20 protein-coding genes and 1 pseudogene are annotated in these 23,623 nt (G+C 43.1%); 18 read left to right on the top strand and 3 right to left on the bottom strand.

Annotated features, from left to right (window positions below; translation table 11 throughout):
- Positions 1 to 152: 152 nt before the first annotated feature.
- From HMPREF3201_RS07920 to HMPREF3201_RS07880, 9 genes are all read left to right on the top strand, one after another.
- Positions 153 to 761 carry a hypothetical protein gene (locus tag HMPREF3201_RS07920; RefSeq protein ID WP_154254575.1) on the top strand — a complete coding sequence of 203 codons (609 nt, stop codon included), beginning with the start codon at positions 153 to 155 and terminating at the stop codon, positions 759 to 761.
- A 125-nt stretch (positions 762 to 886) separates the two neighbouring features.
- A complete protein-coding gene (locus HMPREF3201_RS07915) occupies positions 887 to 1,831 on the top strand; it encodes a zinc-binding metallopeptidase family protein (protein ID WP_062412541.1) in 945 nt (314 codons plus the stop codon).
- A gap of 754 nt (positions 1,832 to 2,585) precedes the next feature.
- Positions 2,586 to 3,911: a radical SAM/SPASM domain-containing protein gene (locus HMPREF3201_RS07910; protein ID WP_062412540.1), complete on the top strand. Its 1,326-nt coding sequence runs from the start codon at positions 2,586 to 2,588 to the stop codon at positions 3,909 to 3,911.
- 5 nt (positions 3,912 to 3,916) lie between these two features.
- Positions 3,917 to 6,376 carry a DEAD/DEAH box helicase gene (locus HMPREF3201_RS07905; RefSeq protein WP_154254573.1) on the top strand — a complete coding sequence of 820 codons (2,460 nt, stop codon included), beginning with the start codon at positions 3,917 to 3,919 and terminating at the stop codon, positions 6,374 to 6,376.
- A gap of 250 nt (positions 6,377 to 6,626) precedes the next feature.
- Entirely contained in the window at positions 6,627 to 6,953 is a 327-nt protein-coding gene (locus HMPREF3201_RS07900; protein WP_062412538.1) for a hypothetical protein, read from the top strand.
- Positions 6,954 to 7,005: 52 nt separating this feature from the next.
- Positions 7,006 to 7,626 (top strand): sugar O-acetyltransferase, encoded by a 621-nt coding sequence (locus tag HMPREF3201_RS07895; RefSeq protein WP_227166405.1) that lies wholly within the window; start codon positions 7,006 to 7,008, stop codon positions 7,624 to 7,626.
- A gap of 242 nt (positions 7,627 to 7,868) precedes the next feature.
- Complete coding sequence (locus HMPREF3201_RS07890) at positions 7,869 to 8,417, top strand: hypothetical protein (RefSeq protein WP_062412536.1); 549 nt, start codon at positions 7,869 to 7,871, stop codon at positions 8,415 to 8,417.
- 860 nt (positions 8,418 to 9,277) lie between these two features.
- On the top strand, positions 9,278 to 9,571 hold the full coding sequence (locus tag HMPREF3201_RS07885; RefSeq protein ID WP_062412535.1) for a nucleotidyltransferase family protein: 294 nt from the start codon (positions 9,278 to 9,280) through the stop codon (positions 9,569 to 9,571).
- A complete protein-coding gene (locus HMPREF3201_RS07880) occupies positions 9,555 to 9,971 on the top strand; it encodes an HI0074 family nucleotidyltransferase substrate-binding subunit (protein WP_062412534.1) in 417 nt (138 codons plus the stop codon). Before HMPREF3201_RS07885 ends, HMPREF3201_RS07880 begins: the two co-directional genes overlap by 17 nt.
- A gap of 181 nt (positions 9,972 to 10,152) precedes the next feature.
- Here HMPREF3201_RS07880 and HMPREF3201_RS07875 read toward each other — a convergent pair whose 3' ends face one another.
- Complete coding sequence (locus HMPREF3201_RS07875; RefSeq protein ID WP_062412533.1) at positions 10,153 to 11,781, bottom strand: malolactic enzyme; 1,629 nt, start codon at positions 11,779 to 11,781, stop codon at positions 10,153 to 10,155.
- Between the two features lie 165 nt (positions 11,782 to 11,946).
- Here HMPREF3201_RS07875 and HMPREF3201_RS07870 point away from each other — a divergent pair, with 165 nt between their 5' ends.
- Entirely contained in the window at positions 11,947 to 12,495 is a 549-nt protein-coding gene (locus HMPREF3201_RS07870; protein ID WP_062412532.1) for an RNA 2'-phosphotransferase, read from the top strand.
- A gap of 35 nt (positions 12,496 to 12,530) precedes the next feature.
- On the opposite strand, the gene HMPREF3201_RS07865 is transcribed toward HMPREF3201_RS07870, so the two are convergent.
- A complete protein-coding gene (locus HMPREF3201_RS07865) occupies positions 12,531 to 13,214 on the bottom strand; it encodes an MmcQ/YjbR family DNA-binding protein (protein WP_062412531.1) in 684 nt (227 codons plus the stop codon).
- A gap of 350 nt (positions 13,215 to 13,564) precedes the next feature.
- On the opposite strand from HMPREF3201_RS07865, the gene HMPREF3201_RS07860 reads away from it, so the two are divergent.
- The 4 genes from HMPREF3201_RS07860 (at position 13,565) to HMPREF3201_RS07845 (ending at position 16,905) form a co-directional block, all read left to right on the top strand.
- A complete protein-coding gene (locus HMPREF3201_RS07860) occupies positions 13,565 to 14,011 on the top strand; it encodes a MarR family winged helix-turn-helix transcriptional regulator (RefSeq protein ID WP_062412530.1) in 447 nt (148 codons plus the stop codon).
- A complete protein-coding gene (locus HMPREF3201_RS07855; protein WP_062412529.1) occupies positions 14,004 to 14,723 on the top strand; it encodes an ABC transporter ATP-binding protein in 720 nt (239 codons plus the stop codon). The genes HMPREF3201_RS07860 and HMPREF3201_RS07855 overlap by 8 nt, the downstream gene beginning before the upstream one ends.
- Positions 14,724 to 14,726: 3 nt before the next feature.
- Positions 14,727 to 16,244, top strand: coding sequence for an ABC transporter permease/substrate-binding protein (locus tag HMPREF3201_RS07850; RefSeq protein ID WP_062412528.1), 1,518 nt, complete (start codon positions 14,727 to 14,729; stop codon positions 16,242 to 16,244).
- A 73-nt stretch (positions 16,245 to 16,317) separates the two neighbouring features.
- Complete coding sequence (locus HMPREF3201_RS07845) at positions 16,318 to 16,905, top strand: DJ-1/PfpI family protein (RefSeq protein WP_062412527.1); 588 nt, start codon at positions 16,318 to 16,320, stop codon at positions 16,903 to 16,905.
- Between the two features lie 164 nt (positions 16,906 to 17,069).
- Here the strand turns inward: HMPREF3201_RS07845 and HMPREF3201_RS07840 are convergent, their stop codons facing one another.
- Complete coding sequence (locus HMPREF3201_RS07840; protein WP_062412526.1) at positions 17,070 to 17,753, bottom strand: isochorismatase family protein; 684 nt, start codon at positions 17,751 to 17,753, stop codon at positions 17,070 to 17,072.
- A gap of 576 nt (positions 17,754 to 18,329) precedes the next feature.
- Between HMPREF3201_RS07840 and HMPREF3201_RS07835 the strand changes: the two genes are divergently transcribed.
- The 4 genes and pseudogenes from HMPREF3201_RS07835 to HMPREF3201_RS11925 form a co-directional block, all read left to right on the top strand.
- Positions 18,330 to 19,586, top strand: a complete 1,257-nt coding sequence (locus tag HMPREF3201_RS07835; protein ID WP_062412525.1) for an RNA-guided endonuclease InsQ/TnpB family protein — start codon at positions 18,330 to 18,332, stop codon at positions 19,584 to 19,586.
- 39 nt (positions 19,587 to 19,625) lie between these two features.
- Entirely contained in the window at positions 19,626 to 20,138 is a 513-nt protein-coding gene (locus HMPREF3201_RS07830; protein ID WP_062412524.1) for a hypothetical protein, read from the top strand.
- 294 nt (positions 20,139 to 20,432) lie between these two features.
- On the top strand, positions 20,433 to 23,051 hold the full coding sequence (locus HMPREF3201_RS07825; protein ID WP_062412523.1) for an ESPR-type extended signal peptide-containing protein: 2,619 nt from the start codon (positions 20,433 to 20,435) through the stop codon (positions 23,049 to 23,051).
- A gap of 4 nt (positions 23,052 to 23,055) precedes the next feature.
- Positions 23,056 to 23,623, top strand: a pseudogene (locus HMPREF3201_RS11925) (S-layer protein); the annotation flags it as partial.

The following is a 23,623-nucleotide window of genomic DNA, read 5'->3' as shown; positions in this document are numbered from 1 at the left end:
CTTTTTATAAAGGCTGAAAAGGTTTAAGTAGTCTGAATTGATTCATAAATATCAACTCACCTTGAGCAGGATTTTACGACCGGCTGTCGAAATTGTGATGTATATGGAATCATGGAGACGGGCCTATTTTTTTGCGAAAGAGGTGGATGATGGTGTTTCGGAAAATTGTCTTGTTATTGATGATGCTGGCCTTTTATAGTCTGAGTGTTTTCGCTGGGAATATGGTCGAAGTGGACCGGGCCGTGCTGAACATTCCCAAGACGGCCAAGTTATCGACGCACGTTGATTTTTATGAAGGTAAGGAGCGAGTGCGCTTTGCCGGCGGCCGAGTATACGGCGATAAATCCGTTCATTTTATGTGCGTCAATAAGAAGGGATCCACGTTGTGGTCCATGGATACTCCGCTGGGATCTCCCGATGCCTATCGAGCCTTTACCATCGTACAGTATAAGGATGAAGAGACGGGACGTTATTTTTATGGAATCCTGTGCTGGAACTCGATGGACACCCGCTATCGAAGCTACTTGCTGGGCCTTAACAAAGACCAGACTAAGATGAATGAATATATCAACAGCGATAATTTCAGAGAGAACCGCGAATTAAGCCTGCAGTCGGGCCTCTTTGAAAAAGACGGCGCCCTCTATGTGTGGTTCATCGATTGGGCCGTAAAGTCAGAGGTTCCGCCGGTCTATTATAAGTTAACGTGGTCGGAAGCCAATCAATGGGTGGGCTATGACTACCTTGGAACGCAGAAGCCGTAAAGCGGCACTGGTATTTGATTTATGTGAAGTGCTTACCTGGGGTTCTAGTATGTTGATAAGGCGATCAGTTAATTGATTATAATAACTTTTCTATATAATAAATTGTATTATGGAGGCGAAGGGCCGTGAAAAGAGATTTATGCAATATTTGTGGAGTATCGGGATATGAATCAGAAGTAGCTAAGAGAATATATGAAATTTTAAAAAATACAAAGCATGATGATTTGAAAATTGATGTGGTTGGAAATGTAATTCTATTAAAAAAAGGAAAAATAGGACAGAAAAAAGTAATGATATCTGCTCATATGGATGAAGTTGGATTTCAAGTTATAAATAAAATATCCGATTATATGTATAAAATAAAACCTTTGGGAAATATAAAAACATGGAATGCATTTCAACAAAGAGTTGAATCAAATAATTCTTTCGGAGTAATAAGAGCGTTTGATGAGGCAAATCTACGAGCGAATAATTATGAAAATATATATTTGGAAATTTTAAATGGAAATGGTGTTGAAACGGGAGATATATTCGGCTTTGAAAAAAACTTTAAAGAAACAGATACTGATTATTTCGGAAAAGCTCTGGATAATAGACTGGCATGCTCTTTGTTAATAGAAATAATTAAAGAGAATATATCTACATCTGCCGACATATATTATGTTTTTACAACGCAAGAGGAAATTGGTATGAGAGGGATTAGAGTTGCGAAATCAACGATAGCACCAGACTATTTCATAAATATTGATGTGTCGGCAGTCGGAAATATGAATAGTATACAAATGTCAAAGGGAGTTGGTATAAAGATATCTGATAGTATGTGTGTTTCATCTATAGAGTTAGTTAAACTATTAAAAGAAATCGCCATTGATAGTAACATTATTTTTCAGATGGAAGTGAGTGATTGTGGGACTAGTGAACTTATCATCACTAATGAATTGGACTACGGAATGGAGGAAGTTGGGATTTCTATTCCATGTAAATATTTGCATTCTGCCAACTCTGTGGTGAAGAAGGATGACTTGATGGAATGTGAAAAGCTGATTCATAAAATGGTAAAGAAGTTCTAAAAAAATATATCTCTACAATGATCAATAAAAGCGAATTTTCAGGTAGGGAATATGCAAAGAGATTGACGAAGTCTTGACTGTATACAATGTGTTGGTTATAATTAAATTGTATAATACAATGTTATGGAGGTGAGTATGTATGAAGAAAGTTACCGTTTCTTGGAAAGTTAAAAAGGTAAAGAATTCCGCAAGAATTAATACGATGTATTGCTTCAAGTCTTGCGAAAGAAACCAAAATTAATTTGGCCGTAAGTTTTGATGAGGGTGTGGTATTCTATATCACACCCTTTTTTACTATGGAGGTAAGTGATTATTAAATAAAGAGCCTCCCTTTGTATAAGTGTTCTTTCATCATCTAAGAATAATAATTGAAATATTATTCACTATTATTTAATATAATATATGATTGAACTTTCATATATTAAAATAAGATAAATGAATCAGGATTGTCGAGTGCAAGCCTGGTTGTCCGGAAACTTTTATTTTATATGATTCTGATTGAAGTATCTGTTGAACCCCGAGTTAATTTTTAGACAGGTTTAAAGACCGAAAAATAGTATATCAGGGATTTTTGAAATATTCGAAATATTCGAAATCCCTACGCGTTATACAAATACTCGGCGAAGTTATGCAAGTATTGAAATGGGTTTTGAGGAATACGCATAAAAAGAGTTGCCATAGCATTAAATACAATCAATGAGACGAGAAACTTAGCAAGTTTCTATACTTATCACTATTTAAGGAGAAATTAGAAATGACTATTGAAAATGAGGAAATATATGATGATGAAGTAGTAGAGAGAGAAATTGATTTGAGTAAAACATATTCATTACCCCGTGAAATTTGTATTGTTGAATATAAAAATGTTTATTTGGCCATATATACAAAAGGGGTATTATGGATTGTACTGCAAAATGATGAAGAATTAACAATATTCAATCTTATTAGAAATGGCGTGAATTTAGAAAATCTCTTTGAAAACTATTCAGAAGAAGCTGTCCTTAATGTAGTTATGCAAATAGAGGCAAAAAAGTTTGATTCTCCTCGGATCAATGAATTTGATGAAAAAACAGTGTATATTTATTTGACAAATAACTGCAACCAACGCTGCAGACATTGTTATATGTATGCGGGTGATATAAAAGTAGAAGAGGTTAACTTCGAAAAATGGATTCCTGTATTAAATACATTGGCTGAAGCCGGATGTGAAGGCGTTACTTTTACTGGTGGTGAAGTGACTGTATATAAAGGTTTTGGCAAATTGGTAGAATATGCACATAATATAGGATTGGCGGTAACTGTTTTAAGTAATGGCATATTATGGAATGAAAAAATGGTTGAATCTCTTTCTCCGTTTATTGATGAAATACAGATAAGCATAGATGGGTATGATGCGAAATCATATTATTCTGTTAGAAAATATGATGGCTTTGATAAAGCTATGAATTGCATTGAGTTATTTTCAAATACTGGTACGAAAGTATCTATGGCAGTAACACCTTTATTTGAAAATTTAGATTTATTTATTGATAAATTTGAGCCATTCGCTAAAGATTTTTTAAATACGCATCCTAATGTTTTTATCAAGTTGAATCATGAACTTATCATGGGACGTGAGGTAAAAACAACAGATGAAGAAAATAGAGAATATAGAACAAAACTTAAAAAATTAGTTGAAAGATTGTACCCAGAATATTATACTGAAACGTTCGTATTGAATTATGAAAATAAAGCTTTAAGACGAAATTGCGGATTTGGTGGTATTAGCATCGCTGCCAATGGTGATATTTATTGGTGTAATCGAATTCATGAATTAAATAGCACGATGAATGTATTTAAGTGCGATATGAATACTATTTTTGAAAAGAGCAAATGGGTAAAAGAAAATACCTCTGTTGATAATACTGCTGGTTGCATGAATTGTGCAGTGAAGTATATTTGTGGTGGAGAGTGTCGCATGAAATATGAAGGCATTCAGAATGTAGAAAATCATTTGGGACTGTGGGACTGCAAATGTGGTGGAAAAGAGCATTTGTATGAAAAAATGATTCGTAGTAATGAATACTTTTTTGAAGGATAGGGAGTGTGAAATTACAGATGTCGGATCTTGTTTTAAATATCAATTTAGATGAAAGTAAAAAAAAGAATAGATTGATTATGGAAACGTATGAGGGAACAATTCCGAATCTTAAGAGTAAAAAGTATTCAGGACAATTACGAAATGTGAATATAAATGCAAAATATACCTTTAACAACATTTCGGACAAGGATGTGCAGATTATACGTGCATTCTTGAATGACGAATTCAATGTACAAATCACAAAGTATCAGTATTTGATTGCCCCTAAAAATATAACGGGGATAGCCGATTTAGAAAAAATAGGCTGTTTGTTTTATAAAGAAAAAAAGACTGGCATGTTTCAGATTGAATTTGTGAAATATGAAGAAGCACCTTCAAAAAATATGTATTCCATTGAGGGGCTTCGTGTTGGTGGAGAGAAAACAGCTCTATATTTAGTCAAAGATGATTCAAAAATTGAAATAAAAGTCAAGGAAATAATCCCTAAGGCATATATAAATTTGGGTAAAAAAGAATTTCCTCTGGTATTGAAATTTGATTATGGAAATTCTATCGTTGATTTTTTTAGCGAAGAGCGTCAATTAGAATCAAAAGGGACTTATCGTGATTTTGGATTTGAAAATAGAATTCGAAAAGGAATTGAGGCGAGTGGATGGAAATTAAAGCGAAATGAAGGTTTTATATTTATTGGTAAGAATATCAATAAATGTATCTATGGACTGATAGAAAAAGGTGTTAGCGTTTATACAAATTCAGAGAAGAAAGTATCTATGGCAGATTTTTCAAATATAAAAATATCATATGACTTGGATTGGTTTAGTATAAAAGGTCGTGTTTTGATAGATGATGACTCTGTTGATATCTCCGAACTGATTGATTTTAAGAAAAAAAGAGAAAATTGGGTTGAATATAATGGGCAAGTAATCATTCTTCCCACTGCATTATCGTCTAAAAAAATTGAAAAAGATTCTGGTACGGGCGAATTACATATTGATAAAAAATATATACCAAGTGCAATTGGAGTAGCATATGATTTGAATAAAGGTAGTGTTCATAATCTTGATAGACTGATTGGCTACAATGAGATAAGTATAAATATAGATCCCCATATTCAAAAAATATTACGAGCGTATCAAATTATTGGTGTAAAATGGCTTTTATCATTGCGGAAAAATGGTTTTGGTGCATGTTTAGCTGATGACATGGGGCTGGGAAAGACTTTGCAAATTATAGCATTCTTAAGTGATGAAAGCTTAAATAAAACGAGAAATCTTATTATTGTTCCTAAAACATTGTTACTGAATTGGAAAAGAGAGATTAGGAAGTTTTCACCTAATACATCTATGTATTTATACCATGGTAGAAATAGAAATATCGATGATCTGGCAAATGCTAAGATTGTGATATCGACGTATCAAACAATTTTAAACGATAAGGCATTGTTTGAAAACATAAGTTTTGATAATTTAATTATTGATGAAGCACAATATATAAAAAATTCGGGAGGTAAGACATATAATGCAATTAAATCAATTAAAGCGTCTATGAAAATTATATTGACCGGTACGCCGATTGAAAATAATTTAGCAGAGTTTTGGGGACTCATGAGATTGATTAATCCAAGCATTATTGAACCTTATAGAAGTGTTTCAAAAGACTCAACTAGATTGGTTGACAAAATAAAAAGGCTAACAGCTCCCTTTTTGTTGAGAAGAATGAAAAAGGATGTGCTGAAAGACTTGCCAGCGAAACAAGAGCAAACAATTTTAATTAATATGGATGAGGAACAACAGCGAATATATGATAAAATACTCAAAAGTATTCAGTATGAACTTTTGAGAAAAAATGATAGATTTGAAATGAGGTCAAATAGTATACTGTTAAGCGGATTGCTATACTTGCAGGAAATATGTTGCCATCCTCAATTATTGCCGATGGAATATAGTGATGGCGTTACAAAATCTGCAAAACTAGACACTTTAATGGAGTTGTTGAAGCCATTATATTTGAATGGGCATAAGGTGGTCGTATTTAGCCGGTTTACTAAAATGCTAGCACTAATAGAAAAAAGTATAATTTTAGAACATATGAATTATTATTACTTAGATGGTTCGACGCAGAACAGAATGGGGGTTGTTGATGCATTTGAAAAAAGCGATAATGGGATATTTTTAATTAGTTTGAAAGCGGGTGGGACCGGGTTAAATCTTATTTCTGCTGACACCGCTGTTATTTATGATCCATGGTGGAATCCTTCAAGTGAAAAACAAGCAGAAGATAGAATATATCGAATAGGACAAAAAAGAAATGTCCTGATCTATAAGCTTATTATGGAAGGGACTATTGAGGAAAAAATACAAAAATTGCAGGCTGAAAAAATGAGCCTGTGTTCTGAAATCTTAGATGGTCATGATGTACCGTTGTCTATGACTGCTGAAATTATGGAAAAATTAATTTTAGAATAGTTTATGTCTATAATGATAGGAGGATCCTTTCGTGTCAGACTAAGTAAAATTGAGATCCTGAATCTGTAATAAAAGGCTGATTTATCGAATACGTTAAGAGTGGTAATAATATATCCGATATAAGGCTATGATATGACTTGTTGGATGTAAGAAGAGAGAAGGAGGATATGAGGAATTATATTGACATTTTTTACGTTGTCGAATGAGTGGATGATTCAGAAATAATTTTTTAAAAAGGAAGAGAAACCCTATGGTAAAATCTATATTCAGGGCTCTGGTTCTTTCGACAGCCCTATTGATCGGGGGAATGGCCTCAGCTTATCATGCCGACATGACGTCTGCCGTCAATCTCGGTATGGTCAAGTCCTACAGCCGTTCGGCCATCAATGTCATCGATGACGACGGTGCCGTTTATACCTTCGTCTATGACAATCGGCCCGACTCGGATTGGGGCTTTTGGAAGCAGGAAGACGACGATCATTGGCATCAATGGGCCTTTGGCGTCCAGCAGCCGTCTCATCTGGAAGAGTTGGCCAGCTGCGGCTTTTATGCCTTGAAAGAATTAGGAAAATTATAGGCTCTTTGTAAGGGCTTGAAAAGTAAGGAAGGAATGATTTCCGATGAATCAGATGGAATGGGATCGCATGATGGATCAAAAACTATATAACCCTTTTGGCGTCGATGATGGAAGTTTTGAACGCGTCCATGCGGCGCAGCGGCGGTTTAATGCCTCCGATGATTTGAATGATAAGGAAGCCTTTGAAGCCTTGAAAGCGTGTTTTGCCGAGGCGCCTGACGACATGATCTTGTTGGCGCCGGTCTACTTTGACCATGGCGACCGCATCCGCTTTGGCCGCCACTTCTTTGCCAATACGGGTCTTACCATCTTGGATGAACATTACGTTACCTTTGGCGACAACGTCTTTTTGGCGCCTCATGTCAGTATTTATACGGCAGGGCACCCCATCGATGCTGAAGTGCGTAATACCAACCTCGAATATGCCAGACCCGTGACCATCGGCTCTGACGTCTGGATCGGCGGTAACGTCGTCATCAATCCCGGCGTCACCATCGGCGACGACGTCGTCATCGGTTCGGGCTCCGTCGTAACGCGGGACATTCCCAGTCACGTTATCGCGGCCGGAAATCCCTGCCGCGTCATCCGTCCCATTACCGAGAAAGATCATGACAACTGGCATCAACAGTGGGATGAATACAAAAAAGCAGCGGCAGCCTATCTTTCGCGATAAGCCTGCTTTTTGGAAGTTACAGGCCCAAAAGGGCAGTGTTTAACAGAAATCATATGACCATACAAACTTCTCTTGCGCAGGGAATTTGGGACGGCTATACTAAACCAGGTATGCGCTGCGATAACGCTTAGCGAAATCAGTTTCAGGATACAGACTGAATTTTGAAGCCTATCCATGTCGAGATACTGCACAAGAAAAGATACATCAAGAGAAATTATATCTATAAAAAAGGTTGTGAAACCATGAAAATGAAACGATTCATTCCTATTTGCTTGACTGTCGGTTTGATGCTGACCTCCGGTGTTTCCTTGGCCAGCCATACGGCAGGACTACAGCCAACTCAGGGGACACGGGTATTTTCCGAGAAACCTCAGAAAGACAGTGTGCCGGCCCTCTCCAATAAGGCGATTGAAAAGGCCATTGCTGGAGAATTGCAAATGACGGCAAGTGAACAAAAAGAGACCTCCTATTACTATCACTATGTTGATCTCAACGACGATGGCATCACCGATGCCCTGGTTCTTGCCGTAGGACCCTATACCTCCGGCAGCGGCGGCAATACCCTGTTTTGGCTGTCCCCCGATAAAAAAGGACATTGGCAGGTTCAGCAAAAATGGACCCTCGTCCATACACCTGTCATGCTGACCGGAAACAACGTAAATGGCTATAAAGGCATCGTCGTTCGTCGTGCCGGCGGAGGAGCCACTCCGGCCTGGATCCTACTGACCTATCAAAATGGCCAGTATACCACCGTCAACGACGGCATCATCCTGCCCTTTGTAACGAAATAATGAGATAAGAAACTCGGTGGAAATTCTCTGATATCAGACACATTTTTCCATGCTAATCAGGGATTCCAGAATACTTTTGGCAGATAATGAGGATAATTTAAGTGCTTTCCATATTAAACAGGGATGATTGAATAAATCATCCCTGTTTATTTTATGCAGTAAAAAGTAAGTATGACTTGAAATGCTGTATAAGTATATAGTGTATAAAAATATAAACAGTGGTATAATAAATATAGTTGATTGAAGACGGCATTAAAGCATATTCCACCCCGCAATAGCAATGATGCCGATTTTCATAGTTTATAGTATCAATTATCAATATAAAACGCTGAAAAACGGCAAAAATAAAATCCGCCCCGCAAACGCCATTTTTGATGGCTTAGTTATGCCATCTGTAAGGGGTGCCGTTAAGAACCTCAATCCCCGTAAGGGGACGGAAACGTAACTACATAATGGCAATGGCCGTTAATCGGTTTATGGCAGTTAAGAACCTCAATCCCCTCAAGGGGACGGAAACGGTAGAATGACAGGCTATCCATGGCCTTATTGGTAAGTTAAGAACCTCAATCCCCGTAAGGGGACGGAAACTTCTTGCATTTTTTTCGTTCTGCTTAATCTGTTTTAGGCGTTAGAAACCATAATCCCCGTAAGGGGGCTGTTTTTGGACGAAAAAAGCTATGGATTTATGTTTGTATACATGGGTCCATAGCTTTTATGTTCTATGGATGGTATTGAATCTTTAGAAACATGGTGTGGGGTAATTTTTGATTACGGTGGCTCATTTACTTTCATTAGAGATTTCGCTAATTGGCTGTGATATGATAGAATGAAGGTATAATCATGGATGGCGGGGTGAGGGTATGGCCTATAACGTACCGGATGTGGTTTTGCAGGATATTTCTCGATTTGCGGAGAAACATGGGATTCGTCGGGTCCTTTTATTCGGTTCCCGAGCCAGAGGGACGCAGACGGAACGCAGCGATATTGATCTGGCTGTCTGCGGCGGGGATTTTGACGGCTTTTACTGGGATATCAAGGAACATGCGCACTCTTTGTTGATGATCGATGTTGTTAATTTAGATGCTGGTGTTTCTGACAATCTGCAACGGGAATTGGAAAGGGATGGGGTCACGCTGTATGAAAAAGTTGGATAATTTTTCAAATTGTCTTCGCATCCTGAAGCGTGCCGATTTCATGCGTGGACGTGATGATGAAATCTATCGGACGGGCATTATCGGTCAATTTAATTTGACATTTGAATTGGCTTGGAAGGCCTTGCAGCAGGTGCTGAGAGTACACGGTGTCGTTGAAGCTGAAACAGGTTCACCTAGGGAGATCTTGCAGCTTGCCTATAAAATAGGTTTTTTAGAAGATGACGAGACATGGCTGCTTATGCTGAAACAACGGAATCTCTCGGTCCATATTTACAACGAGAACGAAATCAATGTTTTATTAGACCTCATTTGGGATAAATTCATTCCGGCTTTCCTTACCTTGGAACAGACCTTACAAGAAAAGATGACTGGCATTCAAGACGATGACGATCGGTCGTGAGCCGCGCTGAGATTTTGCCTCGGACTGGATTGCTTTTCAGGAAAAATTGTACTGGCCATTACAATTCTTGTTATGGAGAAATTCAATTTTTAGATGCGAAAGAGCCATGGATTTATGGTTGTACATGAATCCATGGCTCTTTTATCTTCTTCTATTTAGTTTTCTTTACTGCTGTTGGCCTTTATTTATAAGCCGGTTCCCATTTGTACGCTTTGATGCAGGCTTCGGGATCGGAGACGTCGTTTCTGTTTAATCCTTCTTTTCCGGCTTCTTCGGCTACGGCGATGGCGACGGTTTCGGAGAATTGGTCGAGTTTTGTTACTGGCGGAAGGACGGCGGCGCCCGGTTTACTTGCATCTACGATACCGCCGATGGCGTGGGCGGCGACGGAGATCATTTTATCGGTCAGGAGTTTTGCCCCTGAGGCGATGACGCCGAGTCCGAGACCGGGGTAGATGAGGGCGTTGTTGGCCTGGCCGATGTCGTAGGTGACGCCGTTATAGGTGACGGGATCGGTCGGGATGCCTGTTGCGACTAAGGCTTTGCCGTCGGTCCAGCGGATGAGGTCTTCGGCTTTGGCTTCGGCAAGTTCTGTCGGATTGCTCAAGGGGAAAATCATGGGACGAGCGGCCTGGGAGGCCATTTCTTTTACGACGGCTTCGGTAAAGGCTCCGCTTCGCGTCGACGTGCCGACGAGGATGGTCGGATGAACGGCTTTGACGGCCGCTTCTAACGTCGTAAGGGATGCGGCGTTTTCAAATTCCGAGCGCTTTCTGGCGAAGGGTTTTTGTTCCGGCGTGAGATCGGTCATGTCGTCGAATAAGAGGCCCTGTTTGTCGACGAGGTAAAAGCGGCTCTTGGCGTCGTCTTCTGACAGGCCCTGATCGAGCATTTCCTGATAAATTCGTTTGGCAATGCCGCAGCCTGCCGTGCCGGCACCAAAGCACATGTAGCGCTGGTCGGCCAGTTTTTCGCCGGTAATGGCCAGGGCGCCGAGGACGCCGGCCAAGGTGATGATGCCCGTTCCTTCGATGTCGTCGTTGAAGACGGGATAGGTATCGACGTATTTTTTCAGCAGCACGGCAGCATGGCCGCGGCCGAAGTCTTCAAAGTGGAGGTAGAGGCGGGGGAACATCGATTCAACCTGTTTTACGAATTTATCGACGAAGGCATAGTATGTGTCGTCGTCAACTCGTTTATGGCGCAGGCCGAAATACAAGGGATCGTCGAGGAGGCTCTGGCGATTGGTACCGGCATCGATGACGACCGGCAGGACCTTGGCCGGGTCGATGCCGGCAGCTCCTGTATAGACCATCAACTTGCCCGTCGAGATGCCGACGCCGTTCGTGCCCCAGTCGCCGATACCCAGGATGGCTTCGGCATCGGTGACGACGATGAGCTCGATATCGCGGCCCATGGCCGTATTTTTCAGGGACTCTTCGATTTGTTCCGGATGTTCGACCGAAAGGTAGGCCGCATTTTGGGGCGTAATGAAAAACTGGCTGTATTCCCGAATGCTTTCGGCAATGCCCGGATCGTAGATGATCGGCATGAATTCAGCGATATGCTGTTTGAAGACGTAGTAAAACAGCGTCCGGTTGCGGCTGAAAATATTCATGAGATAATGGCGTTTTTCACTGACATTGGGCTTCGCCTGGAAATTGCCGTACACCTGCTGGGCCTGTACTTCGATGGTTTGTTCCGTCGGCGGCAGAAGGCCGATAAGGCCGAGTTCAGCTCTTTCTTCCATGGAAAAAGCCGTGCCCTTATTCAAAAAGGGATCATTTAATAATTCATAACCTTTTTTCATATGCCTGCTCCTTTCAGAAACGATAAATTTTTTGATTTTTTCCATTGTATCATAGACGACAAAAATTGGACAGTATCATATCTATTTGTTATGGAACTTTTTTCAAGGAATGCAGAAAGACCTCACCTTTGCTATAATTTAGCTATATGGAAAGGAGTGAATGCCATGGATTTGACCAAGACCAGCCGCTTTATCAGCCTCATTTTGCGGCATAAACCCTGGGTGGCCGGCATCGATCTTGACGAGCACGGCTGGGCCGATGTGGAAGAACTCATACAGGGCGTCCGGAAAAAATATCCCCTCGACAGACAAATCTTGGAGGAAATCGTCAGGACGGACAACAAACAGCGCTATTCTTTCAACGACGATAAGACCAAGATACGGGCCAATCAGGGCCATTCCATTGCTGTCGACGTCGAACTTCCCGTCGTGACGCCGCCGGAAATCCTTTACCATGGGACGGGGGAAAAGTACGCCGCCGCTATCGAACGAGAAGGATTGGTGCCGAAGTCGCGGCTCTACGTCCACCTCTCGGGCGATGTGACGACGGCGGAAAACGTCGGCCGCCGTCATGGAAGGCCGGTCATTTTTTGCGTCCACAGCGGCGACATGCATCGGAAGGGCCATGTCTTTTACCGATCCGTCAATGGCGTCTGGCTGACCAAGCGGGTAGAGCCTCAGTTTCTCAGACCCTATTCTTCTGAAGAAGGCTAAGTGATCCATCGGGGCTATTCATAAAAAACTTCGTCTCATTCGGTCAGTCGGAAGCTGGTTTCGATGAAGGCCATGACTTCATCATCCGTAAGGCCTTCGTCGAGGACGATGGAAATCCAGGTCTTATGGTTCATATGGTAGGCCGGGTATATGTTGGGGTGCTTGCGAATTTCTTCGCTTTGCTTCGAATCGATTTTGACGTTGACGATGTCGACGGTTTTTTCGTTGTCGTCCTTATCCAATACTTTTTTCTTGACGTTCATGACCAGGGCAAACCACTTCCCGCTGTCGGCGTGGCGAAAGGTTCCGTACGATTGGTAGGCCTCGGTCTTTTCCCAGGGGAAGTCGGGACGGACCATAAAGGTCTTTAAGATACGCTCCATCAGACGGTTAGCTTGGTCGGAGGCAAAGAGGACGTCCTTACAGCAGGCGGCAGCGATGCCGTTGAGGAGCGTTTCATAGGCATCCCGGACAGCCGATACATAGGCGCCGGCAGCCTCTTTTTGGCGAAGGGGATAGTATTCTTCGTCGTTGATCTTGTCAATGACCGTTCCCGTGACTTGGCCCTTGGCCGATACGGACAGGCGGGCCGTAAAATCATCGTCGAAAAAGTCGCATTCATAGCAGTATTCCTGCCCTTCTTTTTCAAAGCCGAAGGCCAGCATCTTGTCTTCAAGCCATCTTTTTCGGGCAAATATCGTGTCTTCTATGGTATTCATGATGACCAACTCCTTTACATCGCAGCGCCGTCAGGCGGTTATCTTAGGACTATTGTAGCAGATGCCATAAGGTGAGGCGAATTTTTTTAGGGCCGACTGCAAATATTTGTCGTATTATCATCTATTCAACTGAAAATGCAAAAGAATCAACGGACTTAATGGTCAAATTATTTGACGAATAGGTCCGTTTTGTTTTATGATTAAAAAAGTAAAATATTTTGACCAATTATCTGGTGATATTGGACTGATACACTCCGGCTTTTACGGCAGCGTGCGTATGATAAAATCCCTCGTTAGCTGTAAGAAAGAGTTGGACCTAACGTCGAAATGCTCCGAAAGGGGGACAGCCGATGACGGACATCGATCAAAAGACAAAAGACTATTCGCGAATCCGAGACAACCAGATGTCGATTTTTGAAAATTATGCCCGGAAAAAAGGGCTTCAGAGCAAATCCATGCTCATCTTGATGTGGATTTATGACAATCCGGAAGGCATCCCTCAACATGCGATTGCTCAAAAGACGTATTCGACGAAGCAGGTCGTCAATGCGACGATCAAATCCTTTAAGGAAAAGGGGTACCTTCTCTTTGAAGAAAATCCGCAGGACAAGCGGATGAAGCTGATCAAAATGAGCGAGAAAGGACGGGCCTACGCGGCATCGGTGCTGGACTTACTGGAAAAGGCAGAAACGCTGGCCATGAGTGAATTGACGCCGACGGAGCAGGACCTGTTGTTACGCATTAGCCGTAAGTTTACAGACGCATTGGCAAGGACTATAGGTGACTACCATGATTGAATTTAACGATGTGAGCAAAATCTATGACAAGAAACCGGCCTTACAGCACATGAGCCTAACCATCGAGACCGGCGAATTTTTCGTCATCGTCGGGACCAGCGGCAGCGGTAAGACGACGACCTTAAAGATGATTAACCGATTATTGACGCCGACAGAGGGCACGGTCCTCATCGACGGCACCGACATCAGTCAGCTCGAGCCGAGACAATTGCGGCTGAATATTGGCTACGTCCTCCAGACCGGGGCCCTCTTTCCCAATTTGACGGTCTATGAAAATATCGAAATCATTCCGGAAATGAAGGGCTGGCCCAAGGAAGAACGGCAGAAGACGATTCGCGCCTATTTGTCCTTAGTCGGCCTTGACGCCGACCAGTATATGAACCGCTATCCCCGTGACCTTTCCGGCGGCGAACAGCAGCGCGTCGGCATCCTGAGGGCCATCGTGGCTAAACCAGATATCCTCTTGATGGACGAGCCCTTTAGCGCTCTCGATCCCATCAGCCGCAACCAACTGCAGGAGCTCATCAAAAATCTTCACCGGACCTTTAAAATGACTATCGTCTTTGTCACCCACGACATGGCCGAAGCGGTGAAGCTCGGCGACCGTATCTGCGTCATGAGCAGCGGTGACGTCGTACAGCTCGATACGCCGCAAGAGGTCAAAGCTCATCCGGCTCATGAAGTTGTCAAACGTTTTTTCGATGAGGGGTAAATTATGGAAAATTTAGTGAGTACATTCAGTGAACGGCAGGGCGAACTGGTCCAATTATTGTTGGAACACATACAGATTTCGATGATCGCCCTCTTTATCGCCATCTTGTTGGCCGTTCCCTTTGCCATCTTTATCGTAAGGTATAAGAAGGCCTCGGAACTGACGCTGCAGCTGGCCGGGATTTTGCAGACCATCCCGTCTTTGGCCCTGTTGGGGCTCTTCATTCCCTTCTTAGGCATCGGCAAGGTGCCGGCCATCGTGGCCCTGGTCATCTACGGTCTGTTTCCCATTTTGCAGAACACCATTACGGGCCTCCAGGGGATAGACCCACTCCTTCAGGAAGCGGCTGAAGCCTTCGGCATGAGCCGCATGGAGAAGCTGAAAAAATTTGAACTCGTCCTGGCCATGCCGTCCATTATCGGCGGCATCCGTACGTCGTCGGTCATGCTCATCGGGACGGCGACCCTCGGGGCCTTGATCGGTGCCGGCGGTCTGGGGACCTTCATCCTCCTCGGCATCGACCGCAATAATTCAGCCCTCATCCTCATCGGGGCCATTGCAGCGGCACTCTTGGCCGTCGTCGTGAGCGGCATTATCAAGTTCTTAGAAAAGCGCTCCTTGAAAGTCATCGGCCTGTCCTTTATCGTCGCCTTAGGCGTCCTCATCCTGTCGACGATGAATCTCGGCGGCCTGTCGGGAAATACCCTCATCGCAGCCGGGAAATTAGGATCGGAACCGGAAATCTTAATCAATATGTATAAAGATTTGATTGAAGATGAAACGGATATTAAAGTGACAGTGAAGCCGAGTTTCGGCAAGACCAGTTTCTTATATGAAGCCTTGAAAAACGGATCTATCGACATGTATCCTGAATTTACGGGGACGGTCACATCGTCCTTGATTAAGCCGCCCATGACGGGACTGTCCAATGACCCGGCGGCAGTCTATGAAGCGGCCAAAGCAGCCATCTTGAAACAGGATGACCTGGTTCTGCTGGAACCCATGGAATACCAAAACACCTATGCCGTCGCCGTTAAGCGCTCTTATGCTGAACAATACGGCCTCAAGACGATTTCCGATTTGAGGAAAGTAGAAAACACGGCCAGAGCTGGTTTCTCCTTGGAATTTAACGACCGCGAAGACGGCAATAAGGGACTGAAATCGCTGTATGGCTTAAATCTTTCCGTCGTCACCATGGAACCGAGCCTTCGTTATGAAGCCATCGACAAGGGCAACGTCGACGTCATCGACGTCTTCTCGACGGACCCGGAAATCATCACCCATGATCTGGTCATGCTCCAAGACGATAAGGGCCTGTTCCCGCCGTATCAGGGAGCGCCTCTCCTTCGGGCCGACACCATTAAGAAATATCCGCAACTGGTACCGGTGCTGAATAAACTGGCCAACATGATTACGACCGACGAAATGCTCAAGATGAATTACGAAGTCGACGTCGAAGGAAAACCGGCGGCTGACGTGGCCCGAGCCTATTTAGTATCAAAGGGCCTCTTGAAACAGTAAGGCTGGCATGATCTTCAGACGCTGGGATAAGTCATCTGTCTGAATAACATAGGAAACAATAGGAGGTTTTACCATGCAGGATATCTATGTTGTACTTTATAAGGATTATACGGCCCTCGATGCTTTTGGGCCAGTCGAAGTTCTCGGCAGCATCGACGATTTTAAGCTTCATTTCGTGTCCCTGGACGGAGGCATCGTCATCAATCAACAGTCCATCCGCCTGGAAACGGAGCCTATGACGACGATCAAAGAAGGGGGCATCCTGCTGATTCCCGGCGGTTGGGGCAGTCGGACCGAAGTCGATCATGAAGCATTCATCAAAGCCTTAGGGCAGGCTATCGATAAATCGGAACTGGTCCTTAGTGTCTGCACCGGGGCGGCCCTCGTCGCTAAGACCGGAGCCTTGGACGGCAAACGGGCGACGTCGAATAAACGGGCCTTCGACTGGGTCGTCAGCTGTCGCCCCGAAGTGAAGTGGGAGAAACCGTCGCGCTGGGTTCACGACGGGAAGTTTTACACCGCCGCCGGCGTATCGGCCGGTATCGACATGGCCTTGGGCTTTATCGGCGATCGATTTGGAGAAGAGCAGGCCGTCGAAATCTGTACACGCATGGAATACAATTGGAATCGCAATGCCGATGAAGGCCTGTCCATAAAATAAAGGGCATGAATGTTTGGAAAAAGAAGTTCTTTCTGCAAATCCATAGGCATAACTCTTCGTATAGAAATAGACAAAAGGCCGACGGACCTAGTACATACTAGCTCCATCGGCCTTACTTTATTGAGGTCTTATCTTTTATAAATCAATTAGAGAGCGGTAAAGGCTTAATCTTCCCGTTCATTATCCAGCGGTTCACCTGTTTTCACTACTTCTACGGCTTTCGCATAACTTTCTAACAGCAGGCGATAGTTTGTGAAAATACGGCCCCAAATCTGAGCCCAGGCGTCGGCTTGTGGCGTATGCCATGTGCGCTGCAATTCTGCCAATACAGCACCGGCGTCAGTTATAACGACGCCAGCCTGGGTAAGACGCATCATGGTAGCGATAGCGGCTTCGGGTGCATACGTACCGGACGCGTCGGGGACGGCAAATACACGATATCCTTCATTGACAGCAGAAAGGGCCGGCAATGCCATGCAAACGCTTGTTACCGTACCGGCGATGATTAAGGTCTTTTTACCGGTTGCTTTTACGGCGTCTACGAATTCTTTGCAATCCCAAGAATTCACTTCGCCGCGGCGAGCGACATATACCGCATGGGGAGCTGCTTCATGGATTTCCGGAATCAAGGGACCGTTTGGTCCTTGGGGGACAGAAGCGGTGGTAATAACTGGCATATTCACTAACGTTGCCGCTTCAGCTAAGGCAATGGCTCGGTCACGAATGCGTAGGAAATCAACGTCGTTAATACATTGGAATAAACCGCTTTGGTGGTCAATGAGCAACATGGCAGCATCATTAACGTCAATCATTGGGGCTTTTCCGTCGAAGTTTTTGTAAAGTTCCATTTTTAATCTCCTTTCGTCTAAAACCACCATTAACAAATATACCTTACGCATTTATTATAATGACCGATATATTCGAAAACAATATACAGAAATTGAAATATGTCTATAGTTAGATTAAAGGCTGCTAAAAGAATATACAGAAATTGAAATGTGTCTAGAGTTAAATAGGATTTCCACAGAAACCATAGCCACCGTGATAAAATAAAAGATAATAATCTATCTATGATTTCAACAGTAAGGAAATTCACATTGACTCAAAGCGGAAATAAAAAGACAGAAACTAAACGACAACTATCGGACTATACTCGAAACCATATAAAAAACACGTTATTGCTTATGCTGAAAACGAAAGCCTTTCGGGACATTCGCATTACCGTTCTTTGCCGAGAAGCGCATATTGCCAGAGGTACCTTTTATCTTAACCCTCCAGAAGACTCCTTCCTCTTAGGTGGGGGATGAATGGTGGGTGGTTGAGTAGGCTCGATGCCCACGAGAACCACAAATCCACGTGGATAGTCTTGTCTACGTGGATTTTCTAGTATATAGTTAGTATATACTAGAAAAGGAGGTGACAAAATGTATCTAACCCAATCAAATGTCATAAGAGGCCTTTCCAAAGAAGAATACTCCATCCTACGGGAAATGTGCCAGTACAGCAATAATCTCTACAACGTGGCCCTCTATCATATCAGGCAATACTATTTCCAAGAGAAAAAGTTTCTGAAATACGAGGAGAACTACCATGTATGCAAAGAAAATGAAAACTATGGACTGCTCCAGGCTGGCGTGTCTCAGCAGACATTAAAAGTTGCTGACCGTAGTTTTAAATCATTTTTCAATCTCATAAAGAAAGCAAAATCAGGTGAATATCGCTTCAAGGATATCAAGATGCCCCGCTATCGAGAAAAAGGCGGTATGTTCAATCTGATTCTGTCCGCCAATGCCATAAATATCAAGAAAGGATTCCTGACGGTGCCTATGAGCAGAGAGTTTTCCAAGCTGCACGGCGGTAAACAGGTCAAAATTCCATTTCCTAAAAGGCTTGAAGGCAAGACCATCAAGGAAATCCGTATCTGCCCCATATACAATGGTGTGTACTTTAAAATACAGTATTGCTATCTTCAAGAGGAAGAACCTCAAGACGTTTCTGTTGACAAGGTGCTGGCTATCGACATTGGCCTTGAAAATCTGGCAACCTGTGTAACCAATACCGGGACGGCGTTCATCATGGACGGACGTAAACTGAAATCAATTAACCAGTATTGGAACAAGCAGAAAGCCTACTATCAAGGTATCGCCAACAAGCAAGGGCAGAAGAAAACGCATAGACTCTATGTTTTGACTCGGAAACGTAATCATCGGACACAAGACTATATCCGCAAGGTTGCCCGCTACATCATCAACTATTGCATGGAACACCGTATCGGCACCATCGTTTGCGGCTACAATGGCGATTTCAAGCGCAGCATGAATCTTGGGAAGATTACCAATCAGCAGTTCACGCAAATTCCCTTTGGCAATCTGCGTGAGACATTGAAAGGGCTTTGCGAGCGATACGGCATGAAGTACATCGAGCAGGAAGAATCGTACACTTCCACGGCAAGCTGCTTGGATTTAGACGAGATTCCTGTCTACAAGCCTGAACAACCGTATACAGGAGCTTTCAGCGGGAAACGGGTCCATCGCGGCCTGTACCAATTTGCCGATGGCAGGATGGCTAACGCCGACGTAAACGGTGCGGCCAACATACTCAGAAAAAGTAAGCAGAACTTCGATTACGAAGAACTGTGTAGAGGGCTTTTGGACAGCCCCTTGAGAATAAGGATATCCTGACAGTAAACTCCTTCGGGATATGTTGTTAGGCGTTAGTCCATGTATCAAACTTCTCAAGAATCTCCCGATTCTATAAGCGGGAGAGGTTCAAACTACAATACGATTGATGACTTATTAGAGGAAATTATCAACGATAGTCTGCAGCTCATTGATCATATGACGCCCAAGGAAAAGAAATTCTCTCTCAAAAAATTGCAAACCATGTTAAGCCAAACGGATGATGAAGAATTACCGAAAGACCGGTCTCTTTTCCCTCCATGCCATAAATATTTGGAACTTGAAGACTATCGCTTTCTTGTAAAGGATATGGATGTAGCTCCGATTATCGTTGAAAAAATCTATCAGCATGAAAGCCCTAAAATCGTTCCCGTGCTTATGAAAGAGCTGGATATGAGACAAGACGAGGCAGAACTTCTTTTTAAATTTATCGTTAATGGAAGCAGTGCTGTTAACCGAAATTTATTGGCCTTAAAAGAAAACGAGTGGTATCGACTGCAAAAAATAATCTTGCAATTTATTCTAAATGGGCTGAAATGTGAAAAATGGAGTTAAAACAGTTCGTGGATTTAGAACGTGCTTCTTTTTATATGGTTATGTAAGGTAAAAATAGAATATATAAGAGATAACGACAGAATCGTCACGGACAATCGTGATTTTTCTGTCGTTCTTTTTTTGCGAAATATGGGGAAAGTAAAAGTAATTAGATAATGGCCTTTGATGACGAGTAAAATGACTTAAAAATAATATATAAATGACAGAATAATAACAAACTTTACTATTTTTTATAATTTATATATACTTATGATATAAAGTGAAAATAATAACGGAATGGGAAGGAGCTTTTTTATGAACAAGATTTATCGTGTCATTTGGAGTCGGGCCAAACATTGCTACGTCGTCGTATCGGAAATGGCCAAAAGTCGTACCAAGAGCCAGAGCGGCAGTGTCGTGAAAAAAACGGCTTTAGCTGCCATGGTGTTGGCAGGACTGGGCGTGTCTGGCATGTGGATGTCTTCCTATGCAGCAGATAATATTGTCGTCGACAGCGGTACGGCGACGGGCACGACGAATACCGTGACCGATGATAAAACGGCTCGCGTCGTAGGAACGGAAAACACTGTGACCGGCAGTGAAGATGCGAATGTCCTTGGCAATACCAATAAAGTTGAAAACAGTAATAATGCTAATATTGTCGGCAATAACAATACCGTATCTGATACCTTTTATGCTGATAATGGGACTAAGGATGCTCCGGCACCGAGCGTTGATGTTCGTATTATGGGGAATAATAATGAGATTCGAGGCAGCCGGAAACAACACGTTATCGGCGACAATAATACGATAATCGGACGTGATAATGGGACTGTTACTGATTATGGTCATCCTGAAGGTCGTGAATATAATATCTCTGATTTAACTATTGGACGTGGCAATCTGATAAAAAACACATCTACCTATCGCAATGAATGGGATGCATTAACGGTTATCGGTAATAATAATAAGGCGGATTATGATACGGCATCAGCCGGTGGCCCTACTGCCGGCATTGTTATCGGAGATAATCAGAACATTGATACCATTGCTGAGTCTATCGTTATCGGTTCTTTATCACCGGCTGAACGGGATACACAAGTTACTGACCCGTATGGCAATGAAATGGAAAGGTATCAGGTAGGGAGAAGTAGTATTGTTATCGGTTATCATACTTCTAATCTAGCCGGCGAAGGTGTCGTTATCGGGAATTATTCTGAAGCTAATGGATTATTTCAAACCGTAATGGGCCCTCGATCCATCATCAACTATAGTGAAAGTGGTCCTTCCTCGTGGGATATAAGTGGTCAATTTGCATCTGTATATGGAGCTTTTAATACGATTGAAAATAAAGGTACTGATAGCTTAATAGATGCATTGGGTAATAGTATTACCGGTACTTCTAATAAGACGTCTGGTGCCTTTGGTACTATGATTGTAGGAGGGGCTAATACAGTAAGTAATTCTACAGGGCCTATAGATAAAGCAATGACTCAGCAGTGGGCATTTGAGGCTTACGGAGCAGCTACTTATTATGGACTTAACGCTTCTACGGGAAATATTGGTTATGATAATATTCGCTCTGCCCTGAAAGAGCTCTTGGCAAATAATAGTGGGGCTGTATCTGTAGTAGGTAACAGCAATACCTCAGATTATGCGATTCGTTCGCAGATTTTAGGGACATATAATAATTTGCAAGGGGAAGAAAATAATGTAAGCGCTTATAATACCGTAAATGGTTATGCTAATACAGGATCGAAGATTAATCGAACATCTATCGTAGGTACAGGAAATACGATAACAAATGGTGAAGATAATGTAATTATCGGTGACTATCACGTGCTTGATGGTGGTAAACGAAATGTTATCTTAGGTTCTATGGCATCCGAAGAAAAAGATGTGGAAAAAGAATATACCTTTAAGGTTAAGGGAATGGATGATAGAACTGTTACCTATACAATTAAAGAACAAGTACCGCTTAAATCAAATACGAAAAATATCGAGAATGCCGTTATGCTCGGCTATAACACTGATGTAACGCAAAGTGGCGGTGTGGCCTTAGGTGCTGAAGCGGTAGCAAACACGGCGTCCGGTGTAGCTGGCTATGATCCGTCTACGAAAGCAGCTTCCACAGATACAACGAGTACTTGGAAATCGACTTTAGCTGCTGTTTCTGTTGGTGACAGCACCGATAGCGCTAATGTTAAAACCCGTCAGATTACTAACGTGGCGGCTGGTACCGTTGATACGGATGCGGTCAACGTGGCACAGTTAAAGAACCTTGCAACGAGAGTTGATGCCAATTCGATTCATTACTTCTCCACCAAGAGTTCGAAAACAGCGGCCGACACAAACTACGCTAATGATGGCGCTGCCGGTACAGACAGCATCGTTATCGGGATTTCTTCTAAGTCAGACGGAGTCAACAGTACCGTTTTAGGGAATAACACGACCGTTACGGGCGTTAAGAATGGCAGAAACAACAGCATCGTCGTCGGTCATAGCATCGAAGCCGACGGCACGCATAACGCCATTTTTGCAACGGACTACAATAATGGTGACAATAAGCTTACTAAGGTATTCGGTGAGCAGAATACCGTTCTCGGCGTCGGCAACTTAGTCGGCTATACGGCCGTGCAAAATGGTAATAATTGGGATTATACGAAGAATAATTCTGGTAGTGACCAAAATGTGGCTGTCGGGTTGACGAATACGGTAAGTGGCGGCAGTGTTGTCATCGGTACCAATTCGGTAGTACAAGCGCGAGGGACATCCTTCGGGCACGCAAATAATATTTTAGGTGATTTGTATACTGGCGGAGAATGGCGTATTGCCTTAGGTAACTATATAACGGCTAAAGGTGACAAAGCCGTAGCTATCGGTAATGGTGTCAATGTCAATGCATGGGGGGGGCATTGGTATTGGTGCCAATGATCCAATGAGTTTGCCCAGAACGATTGTGACCGGGAAAAATGCTATGGCTATTGGTTCTAGGGCTCAAGCTCAAGAAGAAAATGCCATGGCCCTGGGATTTAAGAGCATAGTAACTGGGAAGAATGCAACGGCTATCGGCGTCAATACCAATGCCTCAGAATCCAATGGCGTAGCCTTGGGTTCGGATTCTGTAGCCAATACGGCAGCTGGTGTAGTAGGTTATGATCCGTCTACGAATGCCGCTTCCACGGACACTACGAGTACATGGAAAGCAACGCGGGCAGCCATATCGGTCGGTGGTGGCACCAGTGGTTATACCCGCCAGATTACTAACGTTGCTGCCGGGTTTGCTGATACCGATGCCGTGAACGTAGCGCAGTTAAAACGTGTTCAGTCACAACTTGATTCCAGCTCGGTTCACTATTTCTCCACTAACAGTTCTCAAACGGGGAGCGGTACGAACTACTTAAACGACGGCGCTACCGGCACGGATAGTATCGTCATCGGAATTTCCTCTAAGTCGAATGGAAATAATAGTACCATTTTAGGGAATAACACGACCGTTACGGGCG

It is taken from the genome of Megasphaera sp. MJR8396C (genome assembly GCF_001546855.1).
In the GTDB taxonomy this organism is placed as follows: domain Bacteria; phylum Bacillota; class Negativicutes; order Veillonellales; family Megasphaeraceae; genus Megasphaera.
The sequence above is the reverse complement of the archived record's forward strand: the minus strand, read 5'-3'. Positions and strand labels throughout refer to the sequence as shown.

Bases quoted from the DNA above. Each gene is read 5' to 3' on its own strand.
- HMPREF3201_RS07850 (WP_062412528.1), top strand. From the start codon at position 14,727: ATGGAAAATTTAGTGAGTACATTCAGTGAACGGCAGGGCGAACTGGTC.
- HMPREF3201_RS07840 (WP_062412526.1), bottom strand. From the start codon at position 17,753: ATGGAACTTTACAAAAACTTCGACGGAAAAGCCCCAATGATTGACGTT.
- HMPREF3201_RS07900 (WP_062412538.1), top strand. From the start codon at position 6,627: ATGGTAAAATCTATATTCAGGGCTCTGGTTCTTTCGACAGCCCTATTG.
- HMPREF3201_RS07830 (WP_062412524.1), top strand. From the start codon at position 19,626: ATGTATCAAACTTCTCAAGAATCTCCCGATTCTATAAGCGGGAGAGGT.
- HMPREF3201_RS07910 (WP_062412540.1), top strand. From the start codon at position 2,586: ATGACTATTGAAAATGAGGAAATATATGATGATGAAGTAGTAGAGAGA.
- HMPREF3201_RS07880 (WP_062412534.1), top strand. From the start codon at position 9,555: ATGAAAAAGTTGGATAATTTTTCAAATTGTCTTCGCATCCTGAAGCGT.
- HMPREF3201_RS07885 (WP_062412535.1), top strand. From the start codon at position 9,278: ATGGCCTATAACGTACCGGATGTGGTTTTGCAGGATATTTCTCGATTT.
- HMPREF3201_RS07870 (WP_062412532.1), top strand. From the start codon at position 11,947: ATGGATTTGACCAAGACCAGCCGCTTTATCAGCCTCATTTTGCGGCAT.
- HMPREF3201_RS07865 (WP_062412531.1), bottom strand. From the start codon at position 13,214: ATGAATACCATAGAAGACACGATATTTGCCCGAAAAAGATGGCTTGAA.
- HMPREF3201_RS07825 (WP_062412523.1), top strand. From the start codon at position 20,433: ATGAACAAGATTTATCGTGTCATTTGGAGTCGGGCCAAACATTGCTAC.
- HMPREF3201_RS07860 (WP_062412530.1), top strand. From the start codon at position 13,565: ATGACGGACATCGATCAAAAGACAAAAGACTATTCGCGAATCCGAGAC.
- HMPREF3201_RS07895 (WP_227166405.1), top strand. From the start codon at position 7,006: ATGGAATGGGATCGCATGATGGATCAAAAACTATATAACCCTTTTGGC.
- HMPREF3201_RS07855 (WP_062412529.1), top strand. From the start codon at position 14,004: ATGATTGAATTTAACGATGTGAGCAAAATCTATGACAAGAAACCGGCC.
- HMPREF3201_RS07875 (WP_062412533.1), bottom strand. From the start codon at position 11,781: ATGAAAAAAGGTTATGAATTATTAAATGATCCCTTTTTGAATAAGGGC.
- HMPREF3201_RS07835 (WP_062412525.1), top strand. From the start codon at position 18,330: ATGTATCTAACCCAATCAAATGTCATAAGAGGCCTTTCCAAAGAAGAA.
- HMPREF3201_RS07890 (WP_062412536.1), top strand. From the start codon at position 7,869: ATGAAAATGAAACGATTCATTCCTATTTGCTTGACTGTCGGTTTGATG.
- HMPREF3201_RS07845 (WP_062412527.1), top strand. From the start codon at position 16,318: ATGCAGGATATCTATGTTGTACTTTATAAGGATTATACGGCCCTCGAT.